This is a genomic window from Halanaerobium saccharolyticum (assembly GCF_003259895.1).
Taxonomy (GTDB): domain Bacteria; phylum Bacillota; class Halanaerobiia; order Halanaerobiales; family Halanaerobiaceae; genus Halanaerobium; species Halanaerobium saccharolyticum_A.
This window is the reverse complement of the sequence record NZ_QLME01000034.1, coordinates 1-13,576: the sequence shown is the minus strand read 5'-3', so window position 1 is coordinate 13,576 and position 13,576 is coordinate 1. Positions and strand designations below refer to the sequence as shown.

Annotated in this window: 14 protein-coding genes; all 14 read left to right on the top strand. The window is 36.0% G+C overall.

The window, feature by feature from the left end; all coding sequences use genetic code 11:
* Positions 1-87: 87 nt before the first annotated feature.
* A complete protein-coding gene (locus C7958_RS14520; protein ID WP_111573389.1) occupies positions 88-3,912 on the top strand; it encodes a phosphoribosylformylglycinamidine synthase in 3,825 nt (1,274 codons plus the stop codon).
* 134 nt (positions 3,913-4,046) lie between these two features.
* The gene (locus tag C7958_RS14515) at positions 4,047-4,346 is read left to right on the top strand and encodes an SHOCT domain-containing protein (protein WP_111573388.1); all 300 of its coding nucleotides are present in this window, start codon (positions 4,047-4,049) and stop codon (positions 4,344-4,346) included.
* A gap of 190 nt (positions 4,347-4,536) precedes the next feature.
* Positions 4,537-5,430, top strand: a complete 894-nt coding sequence (locus C7958_RS14510) for a sensor domain-containing diguanylate cyclase (RefSeq protein ID WP_111573387.1) — start codon at positions 4,537-4,539, stop codon at positions 5,428-5,430.
* A 68-nt stretch (positions 5,431-5,498) separates the two neighbouring features.
* Complete coding sequence (locus C7958_RS14505; RefSeq protein ID WP_111573386.1) at positions 5,499-6,356, top strand: DegV family protein; 858 nt, start codon at positions 5,499-5,501, stop codon at positions 6,354-6,356.
* Positions 6,357-6,542: 186 nt separating this feature from the next.
* Complete coding sequence (locus tag C7958_RS15700; RefSeq protein WP_166668563.1) at positions 6,543-6,713, top strand: hypothetical protein; 171 nt, start codon at positions 6,543-6,545, stop codon at positions 6,711-6,713.
* A 167-nt stretch (positions 6,714-6,880) separates the two neighbouring features.
* On the top strand, positions 6,881-7,069 hold the full coding sequence (locus tag C7958_RS14500) for a nucleotidyltransferase domain-containing protein (RefSeq protein ID WP_111573385.1): 189 nt from the start codon (positions 6,881-6,883) through the stop codon (positions 7,067-7,069).
* Positions 7,066-7,452 carry a hypothetical protein gene (locus C7958_RS14495; protein ID WP_111573384.1) on the top strand — a complete coding sequence of 129 codons (387 nt, stop codon included), beginning with the start codon at positions 7,066-7,068 and terminating at the stop codon, positions 7,450-7,452. The genes C7958_RS14500 and C7958_RS14495 overlap by 4 nt, the downstream gene beginning before the upstream one ends.
* A gap of 392 nt (positions 7,453-7,844) precedes the next feature.
* Positions 7,845-8,600, top strand: a complete 756-nt coding sequence (locus C7958_RS14490) for a class I SAM-dependent methyltransferase (RefSeq protein ID WP_111573383.1) — start codon at positions 7,845-7,847, stop codon at positions 8,598-8,600.
* Between the two features lie 35 nt (positions 8,601-8,635).
* Positions 8,636-8,863 carry a hypothetical protein gene (locus tag C7958_RS14485; RefSeq protein ID WP_111573382.1) on the top strand — a complete coding sequence of 76 codons (228 nt, stop codon included), beginning with the start codon at positions 8,636-8,638 and terminating at the stop codon, positions 8,861-8,863.
* On the top strand, positions 8,844-9,158 hold the full coding sequence (locus C7958_RS14480; RefSeq protein ID WP_111573402.1) for a heavy metal-binding domain-containing protein: 315 nt from the start codon (positions 8,844-8,846) through the stop codon (positions 9,156-9,158). Before C7958_RS14485 ends, C7958_RS14480 begins: the two co-directional genes overlap by 20 nt.
* 495 nt (positions 9,159-9,653) lie before the next feature.
* Entirely contained in the window at positions 9,654-10,205 is a 552-nt protein-coding gene (locus C7958_RS14470) for an AAA family ATPase (protein ID WP_111573380.1), read from the top strand.
* A gap of 59 nt (positions 10,206-10,264) precedes the next feature.
* Positions 10,265-11,224: a D-2-hydroxyacid dehydrogenase gene (locus C7958_RS14465; protein WP_111573379.1), complete on the top strand. Its 960-nt coding sequence runs from the start codon at positions 10,265-10,267 to the stop codon at positions 11,222-11,224.
* 141 nt (positions 11,225-11,365) lie between these two features.
* On the top strand, positions 11,366-13,105 hold the full coding sequence (locus C7958_RS14460; protein WP_111573378.1) for a methyl-accepting chemotaxis protein: 1,740 nt from the start codon (positions 11,366-11,368) through the stop codon (positions 13,103-13,105).
* Between the two features lie 268 nt (positions 13,106-13,373).
* On the top strand, positions 13,374-13,576 hold a 203-nt coding region (locus C7958_RS14455), incomplete at its 3' end, for a carboxyl transferase domain-containing protein (RefSeq protein WP_279586194.1).

The following is a 13,576-nucleotide window of genomic DNA, read 5'->3' as shown; positions in this document are numbered from 1 at the left end:
AACAAGTTATACTAATAATTTTTTAGAGTCACTCATTAAGATAGTCTTTAGCAGTTATATAAAAATTTTGAAAAAGGGGCGCTTAAAATGTCAGATAAGATCAGACGGGTTTTTGTTGAGAAAAAAGAAGGTTTTAATGTAGAGGCTGAGGAGCTTCTGCATGATTTTAGAGAGAGTCTTGCTCTTGATAATTTAGAAGGTCTCAGGCTGCTTAACCGCTATGATATTACAGATATTTCTGATTCAGCCTATCAGAAAGCCTGTGAGACAATTTTAGCTGAGCTGCCTGTTGATCTAATCTATCAGGAGGAGATTAAAATTGCAGCTGAGACAGAAATTTTTGCTGTTGAATATCTTCCGGGACAGTATGACCAGCGGGCTGATTCGGCTGAGCAGTGTGTTCAGATTTTAAATGATGATGAAAAACCAACTGTCAGGGTGGCTCAGATCTTTATTTTGAAGGGAGATTTAAGTAAAGCAGAGATAGATAGAATTAAAGACTATTATATCAACCCGGTTGATTCGCGGGAGGCAGCACTCAAAAAGCCAGCCAATCTGGAAATGCAGTATAAAGTGCCGGAAAAGGTAGAGACTGTAGCCGGATTTATTGAAGCTGATAAGCAGGGCTTAAAAGATCTATTAGCTGAACTTGGTCTGGCAATGAGCTTAGCAGATTTGAAACATACTCAGAAATATTTTAGGGATGAAGAAAAAAGAAACCCGACAATTACAGAAATCAGAGTCCTTGATACTTACTGGTCAGATCACTGCCGCCACACAACTTTTTTAACAAAAATTGAAAACGTCGAAATAGAAGAGAGTAAGTTTACTAAGGGAGTTAAAAAAGCTTATCAGGAGTATTTAAATGGCCGCCAGAAGCTTTATCAGGCTCAGGAAAAAGATATCTGCCTGATGGATATTGCTCTGCTGGGCATGAAAGAATTAAGAGCGGAAGGTAAATTAGAAGATCTGGAGATTTCAAATGAAGTAAATGCTGCCAGTATTGAAGTGAGTGTAGATGTTGATGGTCAGGATAAAGACTGGCTTGTAATGTTCAAAAATGAGACCCATAACCATCCCACTGAGATTGAACCCTTTGGGGGAGCAGCAACCTGCCTTGGAGGTGCGATTAGAGATCCACTCTCCGGACGCTCTTATGTCTATCAGGCGATGCGGGTTACTGGAGCTGGTGATCCCAGGACCCCGATTGAAGAGACTTTAGAAGGTAAACTGCCGCAGAAGAAGATTGTACAGGAAGCCTCCGATGGCTATAGTTCTTATGGAAATCAGATCGGACTGGCAACTGGGATGGTAAACGAAATTTATAATGAGCGTTATCTGGCCAAACATATGGAGATTGGAGCTGTGATTGCAGCAGCACCAAAAGAAAATGTAGTGCGTGGTGAGGCTCTACCGGGAGATATAGTTGTGCTTTTAGGAGGTAAAACAGGACGTGATGGCTGTGGTGGTGCAACCGGATCATCTAAGGTCCAGACTGAGGATTCAATAGAAGAAAGTAGTGCGGAAGTACAGAAAGGTAACCCTCCCACAGAAAGAAAGATTCAGCGCCTGTTTAGAAATCCAGAGGTCAGCAAAAAGATTAAGGTCTGTAATGACTTTGGTGCTGGTGGAGTTTCGGTTGCCATTGGTGAGCTGGCTGATGCACTGGAGATTAATCTGGATGCTGTACCCAAAAAATATGAGGGTTTAGATGGAACGGAGCTTGCAATTTCAGAATCACAGGAAAGAATGGCGGTTGTGATTGAGGCTGTGGATGTGGAAAAATTTATTCAGCTGGCAGCAGAGGAAAATCTGGAAGCCACAGTGGTAGCAGAGGTTAAGGATCACCATCGTTTAATTATGGAATGGAATGATGATCAGATTGTTAATTTAAGCCGGGCCTTTCTAGATACAAATGGAGCAACTCAAAAAACTGAGGTTAAAGTTTCAAAGCCAGTAGCAGCTGAAAATTATTTCAAAAATGCTGCAGTAAAGCGCCTATCGCAAACGGAAAATTTAAAAAATAAGTGGCTGCAGAATCTTGCTGATATCAATGTGGCCAGTCAAAAAGGTTTGATCGAAAAGTTTGACAGTTCAATTGGAGCAGGCAGTGTAACAATGCCTTTTGGTGGTAAATATCAGCTGACTCCAACCCAGGCAATGACAGCCAAAATTCCTCTTCTGGAGGGAGAAACGACAACGGGAACAATTATGAGTCATGGTTATGATTCTATTTTAACAACCTGGAGCCCTTTTCACGGAGCCTTATATGCAGTAATTGAATCAGTTGCTAAAGTTGTGGCCACCGGTGGAGATTATTCTAAAATCAGATTCACTTTCCAGGAATATTTTGAGCGTTTGAGAAATGATCCGGAGCGCTGGGGCAAGCCATTTGGTGCCCTGCTTGGAGCTTACAGAGCTCAGAAAGATTTTGGGCTGCCTGCAATTGGTGGGAAGGACAGTATGTCCGGAACATTTAAAGATATTGATGTACCTCCAACTTTAGTTTCTTTTGCTGTAGACACAGTTGATGTTAATAATGTAGTTTCACCTGAGTTCAAAAGAGAGAACAGTAAGTTGATTTACCTTCCGGTTGATCGGGATGAAGCTGAAATGCCGGATATAGCTAGACTAAAAAAGAATTACAGCAGAGTTGAGAAATTGATTTCTGAAGGAAAAATTTTAGCGGCTTCAGCAATTACAATTGGAGGGCTGGCAGAAGCAATTTCAAAGATGAGTTTTGGTAATCAAATTGGAGCTAAAGTTACTGCAAAACTGAGCCAGGAAGAGTTATTTTCACCAGAATATGGAGCTCTAATTTTAGAAGTCCCAGCAGTTTTTGAGCCAGAAACACTGTTTAATGACTTAGATTTTAAAGTGATTGGAGAGACCATCAAAGAAGAAGTAATTAAAATTGATGGAATTAAAATTTCAATAGCCGAAGCACTTAAAAGTTGGGAAGAGCCGCTGGAGAAAATCTATAAAACTGAGGTGCCAGAGGATGAGATTGCTGCTTTAGTCAAGCCAGAAGTAGAAAAAGAATTATTAAACCTTGACTATTTTCAGAGTCAGCAGAGTTTTAAATCACAGGTAAAAATTGCTAAACCTAAAGTTTTAATTCCTGTTTTTCCGGGAACAAACTGCGAATATGATACAGCGCGTCAGTTTAGAGAGGCTGGAGCTGAAGTTGAAACTTTTATCTTTAAAAACTTAGAGCCAGAACAGATAAAAGCTTCAATTGAAAAGATGGATGCTTTAATCAGTAACTCACAGATTGTAATGCTGCCGGGAGGATTTAGTGCAGGAGATGAGCCAGATGGTTCTGGAAAATTCATTGCCGCAGTATTTAGAAATCCGCAAATAAAAGCGGCTGTAATGGAGCTGCTAAATAATAGAGATGGTCTAATGCTTGGAATCTGTAATGGTTTTCAGGCTCTGGTTAAGCTTGGACTCTTACCCTATGGTGAGGTTAGAGACTTAACTGAGGATTCACCAACCCTGACTTATAATACAATTGGCCGCCATGTTTCTCAGATGGTAAATACAAAAATTGTTTCTACAAATTCTCCCTGGCTTGCCAATGTAGAAGTTGGAGATATTCATTCAATTCCGGTTTCTCATGGAGAAGGTCGTTTTGTAGCAGAACCAGCTGAACTCAGAAAGATGCAGCAGAATGGACAAATTGTTACTCAGTATGTAGATTTAAAAGGAAATCCAACAATGGAGATCCCTTATAATCCAAATGGTTCAATTGCTGCAGTAGAAGGAATTTGCAGTCCAGATGGCAGAGTTTTTGGTAAGATGGGACACTCGGAGCGAATTGGAAATAATGTAGCTAAAAATATTAGCGGTAAAAAAGACCAGAGACTTTTTCAGGCTGGCGTGGATTATTTTACGGGTGCCTACCGTTAACGGAACCAATATTTTCCAATTAACCAAGTGGTTATATTTTTATTATTAACAAAAAATTCATATTTCCTTCACATTTGTCCCTTATGATATAATTAAAAAGAAATACTTAAGTATAAATAAGGAGTAGTGATATTATGTTTAGATTTGGTCCGATGGGTAGATTTGGACATATGGGATTTGATAGATTCTGGGGAGGTGGAGGTTTTATGATGTTTTTCTGGTTTATTATTCTGGCTGCAGTGATTTATTTTATTGTTCAGAAGAGTAATGAAAATAATAATTACAGTCAAAGAGATAATTATTCTAGCTATAATGATCAGCAGTTAAGCAGTAATCATCGAGATGATGCAGAAGAAATAGCTCGTCAACGCTATGCGAAGGGTGAAATTTCCAGAGAAGAATTTGAAGAAATTATCAGTAATTTAAGAAAATAAATTTTATAATAATTCTATGGGGCAGCTTTGATTCTTAAACGAGAATTGGAGCTGTTTTTATTTTAATTTTCGACAAAAAATAACGAGTAAACGGTAGGTGAGCATGAAAGGTGTACATTAACCTGCAAAAATAGTATAATTAAGTTAAATATTTGTAATTTTATATTTTGAGTAGAGGGGAGACGAGCTTATGAGCCTGGAGTTAGAACAGTATAAATTAATTGTAGAAAATACCCCCAATTTAATCTGGGTCTCTGGTGTGGATGGAAAATGCTACTATTTTAATCAGACCTGGTTGGATTTTCGTGGGCGCAGTTTAGGTGATGAATCTGGGGATGGCTGGTTTGAAGGAGTTCATCCTGATGATCAGGAACGCTGTATGGAGATTTATCTGGAAAATTTTAAGGAGCAAAAAGAATTTCAAATGGTTTACAGACTAAAACGTTTTGACGGAGAATATCGCTGGATAGATGATTCTGGTGCTCCATTTTACGATGAAGCTGGTAATTTTTCTGGCTTTGTGGGCAGCTGTGTTGACATTACCGAAAGAATTAGAGGCCAGCAGTATAAGGAAAGGGCAACTAGAGATGGATTAACGGGTATTTTAAATCGTCAGCATTTTTTCGACCTATTGAATGAGGAATTCTATAGAGCGGTTGAAAATAATAATCTCCTATCAGTGATTATGTTTGATGTAGATAAATTTAAATCTATCAATGATAATTTTGGTCATCTTGTTGGAGATCAGGTTTTAAAAGCAATATGTAACTCTGTTAATCAGATGATAAGAGATTTTGATCTTTTTGCTAGATATGGTGGAGATGAATTTATTATCGGTCTTCCAGCTACTGATATAAATGCTGCTAATAAGGTTGCAAATAGAATTAGTGAGAATATTAATCAGATTGTAATTGAAGGTAAAGAAGAACTCAAAGTTTCCTGCAGTATTGGAACAGTGACCTTAAAGGCTGAAGCAAGTATTGAAGATTTAATTGATAAAGCTGATAAAGCAGTTTACAGGTGTAAAAATGATGGGGGAAATTGTGTGGTAAATTATCATCAGCAATTTGCCCAAAAGTATTAAAGTCTGCTATAATAATAGTTGTTAAGTAAATTGTTGTCTTAATGACATTAAATAAAGGAGAAATAATTATGAAGGAAAAGATTGCAGTTGTAACAGACAGTACTTCTGATTTAACCAGGGATGATTTAGATAAGTTTGGAATTAAATCAATCCCCCTAAAAGTTATTTACAGTAACCAGCAGTTTCATGATCGGGTTGATATCACTCCAGCAGAAGTTTATGAGAGTTTTGAGCGTGAGATACCAACTACATCTATGCCTTCTCCTCAGGAGATTATGGATGTTTATAATGAGCTAAAGGATGAAGGTTATACTCATATTATTTCTATTCATATTTCCAGTGGATTGTCTGCAACTTACAGCAACTGTATGATGGTTGCTGATCAGATTGAAGGAATAGAGGTAGAAGTAATTGACTCAAAGATGCTTTCTAAGGGGCTGGGTAGACTGGTACTTTATGCAAATTCTTTAGTTGAAAAGGAAGAATTAAGCTTTGCTGAGATTATTGAAAAAGTTGAGGCTAAGAAAGATAAAATTGAGGTCTTTTTTGTAGTAGAAACCCTTAAATATCTTAAAAAAGGTGGTAGAATTGGTAAAATATCTGGAACAATTGCCGAGTTTTTAAATATTAAGCCGATAATTGCCATTGATGATGAGGGTGAATATTTTACTTTTGAAAAAGTTAGAGGACGCAAGCGCTCACTGAAAAAAATGTATTCCATAATCAAAGATCGACTACAGGAAGGCAGGGAATATGTTGTTGATGTAATGAATGCAGCGGCTGAAGAAGAAGGACAGGGTCTTCTGGACAGGTTTAAAGAACTGTCTCAGGTCAAGGAAACCTGTTTTAGTGAAATCAGTCCAGTCATGGTAGTTCATACCGGTCCTGGCTTAATTGGTGTTGTACTGACAGAGCTTGATCAGTAATTCAGCAGCTTGACTTTTAAAGGCTGATAAAGAAATTTATCTAAATGTCTTATTCTTTGCTGGTAAAATAATATTTGAGCAGTCCTCAGGACTGTTCTTTTTTTGATTTAATACTTGACAAGTTTACTCAACTTTACTATAATTAAAATTAAGAATTGATATCAATCAAATTAAGGAGTGATGAAAATGGCTAAAAAGAAACAATTTAAACTTAACTGGGCAGATAATCAGGTTTTTGATTATGACTTAGTTAAGAATCCAGAAAACAATAAGTCACATGTTGAAAAGAGAAAAGAGCTAATTAAGCAGGGGGAAGTCGAATGTTCAGAATGGTGGTTATGTTGGAGAAAACATTAATGATGGGAAATATAAAAATTAAATTACTTTGAAAAAACCTCTTTTAGTTTGCAGCTGAGAGAGGTTTTTTTTATTTTTAAAAAAAGAATTTAAAAAAACAGCGAGAATTATCTATATAATTAAAGTCTTAATTTAGTTCCAAATGAAATTTAATTTGGAGGAGAGAAATGTTTACACATCATACAAAAACAATTGAAAACTTAAAAGAAAAGATTAATGCAGATCCAGAAATAAAAGCTGCCTTAATTTGTGGTTCAATAGCCCATGGTTATGCTAGAGAAGATTCTGATGTAGATGTGCTCTTTATAATTTCGACTGAAGACTATAATGGGAGAAAGAAAAAAGAGATAAAATGATTAGATTTTACGCCCAGTTCGAAGCCTGGAAATGGTATGCTGAAGAGGCAATAAAACATAATAATATGTATCTTTTAAATCGCTCTGTAAACAATTTTGTTCTTTTTGGAGGCCGGCTGATTCTGGCAGAAAATGAAACCCTATATCCTTTTCACAAGTGGTTTTTAAAAGTTTTATCTGAAGTTAAAAATAAGCCGACTAATTTAATGGGAATTATTGACCAATTAATGAGTGCCCCGAATCAAAAGTTAATAGATCAATTTTATCAAAAAATAAAGGATTATAAAGACTGGCCTCAGTCTGAGTTGAGGTGGCCCAATATTTTTATGCAGGATACCGAGTTAAGCTGGCTGGATGATAAAACTCCGGTTGCTGATTTGTAAAATCTGTCAGCAGAAAGCACTAATTGACAGGTTGTGCTAATAATAATCTGGTATAATTATAAGTGGAAGGAGAGATGAGCTTGAAATATATATAAAGCTTAAATAAAAGCATTGATTATCTTGAAGAAAACATCTGTGATAATCTGGAAATTGAAGAAGCTAAAGATAGGATGCGCTATATGATTGCAGTGGAAGCAGCGGAAGCTGATTTAGATTTTGAAGTTGAAGCAAGATCTATTCCGGCAAACAGCTAAAAACATAATCATTATTTTGGCCTTGCACTAAAGTTAAAAGTGTAGGGCTTTTCTTTTTTTAAAAGCAGGATTTTTTAAAGTTACAGCTAATTCAAGTAATAAGTAATTTAATTATAAATGTTACAGGAGATGATAAAAATGGACTTTTATTCTGAATTCAGTAAAAACTATGATAAAATTTTCCCACTCAATTCTAAAAAGCTTGAGTTGATAGATAATACATTTAAAGTTCTGAAAGAGAAAAGAGAGAACATCAAATTACTGGATGTTGGTTGTGGTACAGGCAGTTATGCTCTGGCGCTGGCTGAAAGAGGTTATAAGGTTCAGGCAGTTGATCTTGATGCAGAGATGATTTCGCTGGCAGAGTCAAAAAAAGTAAAAGCTAAAGCAGATGTTGAGTTTTATCGATTGGGAATGTTAAATTTGAAAAAGAAATTTAAATCAGCCAGTTTTGACGGAATTTATATTATTGGTAATGTGCTGGTCCATCTTCGAAAAAAAGAGATTAAAGAATTTTTAGTTCTGGCAGCAGAATTATTAAAAGAAAATGGGAAAATATTTATCCAGCTAGTTAATTATCAGCGCATTCTGGAGTTGAATTTAGATGGTTTACCAACGATTTACAGCAAAGATGATTCTGTTCGTTTTGAGCGCAATTATGACTATAATAAAAAAGAAAATATAATATATTTTAAAACTAAATTAATTGACCACTTTGATGATAAAATTTTATCAGAAAATGAAATAGAACTTTATCCCCTCTGTAAAAGTGAACTGGAGGCTGATTTAAAAGCCGCAGGTTTTATAGTTGAAAATATATATGGAAGTCCAGGTGGTGATCAGTACAGAGAATTAAGCTCGATTCCACTAATTATTACAGCAAATAAAAAATAAGTTAAAAGAATATTAAAAGTTTGAGGGGGGTTACTATGCTGAAAAAAATAGGGATCATTATTTTATATATCAGCCTTGTTTTGCTTTTAGGAGCAGGTGTTTATCATTTATTTATGGCAATAATTTACGATCCTGGCTTGCCAGCCTTGATTAAGCTCGCTTTAATTGGAATAATCATTGCTTTAATTGTCATTTTGATTGCCTTGATTAAAGAAAGAAGGGAGGATAAGAAAAATGAAAGATATGATCATCGTGAATACTGAAGAAATTGCCGGGGAAGAGATTGTTGAAGTTTTAGGATTAGTTCGAGGAAATACAATTAGAGCCAGACATATTGGTAATGATATTATGGCTGGTCTCAGAAATATAATTGGAGGAGAAGTAAAAGAATATACTCAAATGATCAGTGAAGCACGGGAGGAAGCTTTAAAAAGAATGCTGGAGGAAGCTAAAAAGCTGGATGCTGATGCTGTAGTTAATCTTCGTTTTACAACTTCTCAGGTAATGGGAGGAGCAGCCGAAATTCTGGCTTATGGAACTGCTGTTAAATTAAAATAATTAGATTAGAATTATTGTTTAAAAACCAATATAAAGTGTAAAAGTATAAAAAAAACACCAATAAAGTGGAGAAATTTATGAATGCGTTATTTTAAAAAATAGAGGGTAAAAGAGTTTACTTATCACCAATAAATATTGAAGACACAGAAAAATACACAGATCTGGTTGAGAAAAAAGTTAATCAGTCCAGGGAATAATGAAAAGCCAGAAGAAAGGAAATTATGAAGAAACAATTGATTTTTTTACATGTTTTGTAGGAATCGGAGCTTTATTTGGAGGTGGGGGAGCAATAATTAATCCCCTGCATATCATATATTTTACGATTGGGGGAATTGAAATACTTCTGTCATTAAGACTTATCATGAACAGAAGAAATATTTATTAATAAATGTGGGCAGATACCTGTCCACTTTTATTTTAAAAGCAGGTAATTAATGAACTTCATCGAATAATAACTTTAAAGAGCAATCAATTTTTATAATAAGGAGCAGATAGATGATTAACCACATACATATTCTGGGGCCATCGGGTTCCGGGACTACAACTATCGGTAGAAAACTGAGTCAAGAATATAATCTAGCTCATTTTGATGCAGATAATTATTTCTGGAAGCCAACAGATCCACCTTATCAGCACCTGCGCTCTATTGAAGAAAGACGCCGTCTGCTTAAAAAAGATCTTGAAAATGAATCAGGCTGGCTAATCAGCGGTTCTTTTTGCGGCTGGGGAGATGTCTTCAGAGAAGAGTTTGATCTTGTGATTTATCTCTGGACTCCAATAAATGTCAGGCTGCAGCGTTTAAAGAGTAGAGAACAAAAACGTTTTGGCAGTGCTGTTTTGCCAGGTGGCAAAATGTTTGAGCGGCATCAGAAGTTTTTAGATTCAGCTGCCAGATATGACTATGATCAGACAGAATTTAGAAATAAGCGAACTCACGAAGAATGGATGCAGAGTTTAGAATGTCCGGTCTTAAGAATTGAAGGCCAAAAATCTGTAGTGGAAATTATGGAAATTATTAAAAATAAAATTGAAGAACTGGAAAGTTAAATTTAGCTAAAAGTAAGTGGATTTTCTAATGAAGGATAGTCTAGACAGGGAGGTATAAAATGAGCAGTATTTTAGTCTTGACAAATGAAATATTTGATCTGCCTCAGGCAGCAGAAGCAGAGATTCGAGAAATTGCTCCAGAAATAGAATTGGATGTTGTAGAATCAAGCTTCGATTATTCTGAATTAATTAAAAAAAGTGAAATAGTATTTGGTTGGCCCAAAACAGATTTAGTTAAAAAATCTGAAAATTTAAAATGGCTGCACCTGCCCAGTGCAGGGGTTGACCGTTATGCTAATAAGGAAATTTATCAAAATCAGGAGATTGTGCTCACAAATTCCAGTGGAGTTTATGGGAAGCCGATTGCAGAACATGTTTTTGCAATGATTATGGCCTACAACCGAAATTTAATTGATTATGCTTATGATAAAAAAGAAAAGAAGTGGCAGCGCAAAAATGAAATTAAAGATTTCTTTAATTCCACAGTTGGTATTTTAGGACTTGGTGATATAGGAACTATGATTGCTGAGAGAGCTAAAGCCTGGGGAGCTCAAGTTCTGGCTTTGAAACGAACAATGACAGAACTCCCTGCTTATGTTGATCAGATTTATTTAAATAAGGATTTAAATAAACTTCTCAGCCGGGCTGATTATGTTATTTTGACTCTTCCCGGAACCCCCGAAACAGAAGGGATAATCGGCAGGGAAGAATTGAAAATGATGAAAAAGTCAGCCTTTATTATTAATATTGGCAGGGGTTCTCTGATTAAACAGGATGATCTGGTTGAAGCTCTGGAAAAAGGCTGGATTGCTGGAGCAGGACTTGATGTAACTGAACCGGAACCACTACCCGAAACAAGTAAGTTATGGGAGCTGGACAATGTTATTTTAACACCTCATACTTCTGGTTTTTCTCCAACTAATGATCAGCGGCGTTTTGAAATCTTTAAGGCTAATTTGAAACACTATCTGGCTCAGGAAGAATTATCAAACCAGGTAGATTTTGAGTTGAAATATTGATTTATTATTAACTGCTCTTAATAGGGCAGTTTTTTTTGAAGTTTAAAGCAGGAAAATTAACTAAGGTAAAGAATTATAGATAATAATAATCAAAAATTAAAACACCATTAATATTCAGCAATACTGGGAGGTCTGGAGCTAGTGCAGAAGATTAGATTTGGGATTAAAGAAAAAATGATTAGTTTTATTGTTTTTTTGGTAATTTTAACAGTTTTAACTTTAGGATTTTATTCTTTAAATAATCTGAGCAACACTCTTTATCAGGAAAAAGAAAACCAGGTTAGAGAGATGGTAAATTCAGCCCTGGGAGTTATAGAATATTATTATCAGCTGCAGAATTCTGGTCAGTTAAGTCAGGCTGAAGCTCAAAGTAGAGCTGCAGACGCAGTTGAAAAGATGACTTTTGGTCCGGGAGATCAGGATTACTTCTGGATTAATAATCAACAGCCGGTAATGATTATGCATCCTTATTCCAAGAGCCTGGAAGGGGAAGATATTGGCTCGATTCAGGATCCGAACGGTAAATATTTATTTAGTGAGATGGTAGAAGTGGTAGAGAAGGATGGTTCCGGTTTTGTAGAATATCAGTGGCAGTATTATGACCAGGAAGGTCGGGTTGAACCCAAACTGTCTTATGTCAGGGGATTTGAACCCTGGGGTTGGATTATTGGAACCGGAGTCTATATTAATAATATTAGGAGTTCTTATTTAGAGCTCAGAAATCAATTTTTAATAATCGGAGCTATAATTCTATTAATTTCTTTAGTTTTAACTTATTTGATTGCAAATTATCTGGCCAGGCCAATTACATTACTGACTTCGATAATTAATAAGCTTTCAGATTTTGATCTTAGAGATGATAATAGTGAGGCATTAAATAAATACAGCAGCAGAAAAGACGAAGTCGGATCAATTGCAGAGGCACTTAAAGTGATGAAGACTAATCTTCTGGAATCAGTAAGAAAAGAAGCAGATATTGCTGAAAATCTGGCAGCTTCCAGCCAGGAACTATCGGCAAGTAGCGAGGAAATGTCGGCATCTGCTGATGAAGTAAGTAATTCGATTAAAAAACTGGCTCAGGGAACTGTAGAGCAAAATGATATGCTGAATCAAACTGAAGAAAACATGTCCGAACTTGATCAAAAAATTGATTCAATTACAGAAAAAGCAGAAGTTATTAAATCCGAAGCAGAAACAGCTGGGTTTGAAATTGATAAAGGAAGTAAAGCTGTTAAAACTACTGCAGACCAGATAGAAGTAGTGGTCGATAATCAGCAGTCTGTTTTAAAAAGTGTAACAGAGTTAGATGAATTATCAGGACAGATAGGAAAAATTGTTGAAATAATTAATGGTATAGCAGATCAGACTAATCTTTTGGCTCTAAATGCAGCAATCGAAGCAGCCCGGGCCGGGGAAGCAGGTCGTGGTTTTAGTGTTGTGGCCGAAGAAATAAGAGAATTGGCCGAAGAATCCTCAACTGCCACAGATGAGATTAATAATTTAATTAAAGAGATTCAGAAAAAAGTCAGCCACACTACAGAAATGATGGATCAGTCTGAGCAGGGCGTTAAGGCCAGCACACAGGCGGTATCCAAAGCAGAAAAAACTTTTGTGGAAATTGAAAAAGTGGTTCTACGTTTAAGTGACTTTATAAATGAAATTGCTGATAATTCTCAAGAAATGAAGCGGAAAGGTAAAAATGTAAGTCAGGCTGTGGAAAACATTTCAGAAATCAGCCGGGAATCTGCTTCGATAGCAGAAGAAGTGGCAGCTGCCTCAGATGAACAGAGTCATTCTACAATTGATATTGTCAAAGCAGCAGAAGATCTGGCAGAGATGGCTCAAAATCTAACTGTTATTACCTCTCGCTATAAAAGTTAAAAATTGATTTTTAAAGCCCGGGAAAGCAGAAATTTTTGCTTCCGGGCTTTTTTTTGCGAACAATCTTTTAGAATGAATTTAACGAAGCTGCAGGGAGAAGTGATTTAATATTTATAGTGGGAAAGCAGGAGTGAAATTGAACTAAATATCTGCATTAGCTAATAATTTAATGATCTCAGTTGACTTGTGGTCAGTTTTTTGCTATCCTTAATTGTGTCGATTAAATAAACTTAGAATTATGTGACCCACTTGCTAAGGAGGAATAATAATGTCAGTAGAAGATAGGGAAAAGTCATTAGAAAATAAAAAAGAAACGATTCGCCTTGGTGGCGGCCAGGCCAGAATTGAAAAACAGCATAAAAAGAACAAAAAGACCGCCAGAGAAAGAATAGAATACTTACTGGATGATGGTACATTTAATGAATTAAATATGTTTGTAGAAAACCGCAGTACATCTTTAGGGATGGATGA

What these genes read in the sequence shown, in the direction of transcription:
- C7958_RS14520 (WP_111573389.1), top strand. Translation starts at nt 88, where the DNA reads ATGTCAGATAAGATCAGACGGGTTTTTGTTGAGAAAAAAGAAGGTTTT.
- C7958_RS14515 (WP_111573388.1), top strand. Translation starts at nt 4,047, where the DNA reads ATGTTTAGATTTGGTCCGATGGGTAGATTTGGACATATGGGATTTGAT.
- C7958_RS14510 (WP_111573387.1), top strand. Translation starts at nt 4,537, where the DNA reads ATGAGCCTGGAGTTAGAACAGTATAAATTAATTGTAGAAAATACCCCC.
- C7958_RS14505 (WP_111573386.1), top strand. Translation starts at nt 5,499, where the DNA reads ATGAAGGAAAAGATTGCAGTTGTAACAGACAGTACTTCTGATTTAACC.
- C7958_RS15700 (WP_166668563.1), top strand. Translation starts at nt 6,543, where the DNA reads ATGGCTAAAAAGAAACAATTTAAACTTAACTGGGCAGATAATCAGGTT.
- C7958_RS14500 (WP_111573385.1), top strand. Translation starts at nt 6,881, where the DNA reads ATGTTTACACATCATACAAAAACAATTGAAAACTTAAAAGAAAAGATT.
- C7958_RS14495 (WP_111573384.1), top strand. Translation starts at nt 7,066, where the DNA reads ATGATTAGATTTTACGCCCAGTTCGAAGCCTGGAAATGGTATGCTGAA.
- C7958_RS14490 (WP_111573383.1), top strand. Translation starts at nt 7,845, where the DNA reads ATGGACTTTTATTCTGAATTCAGTAAAAACTATGATAAAATTTTCCCA.
- C7958_RS14485 (WP_111573382.1), top strand. Translation starts at nt 8,636, where the DNA reads ATGCTGAAAAAAATAGGGATCATTATTTTATATATCAGCCTTGTTTTG.
- C7958_RS14480 (WP_111573402.1), top strand. Translation starts at nt 8,844, where the DNA reads ATGATCATCGTGAATACTGAAGAAATTGCCGGGGAAGAGATTGTTGAA.
- C7958_RS14470 (WP_111573380.1), top strand. Translation starts at nt 9,654, where the DNA reads ATGATTAACCACATACATATTCTGGGGCCATCGGGTTCCGGGACTACA.
- C7958_RS14465 (WP_111573379.1), top strand. Translation starts at nt 10,265, where the DNA reads ATGAGCAGTATTTTAGTCTTGACAAATGAAATATTTGATCTGCCTCAG.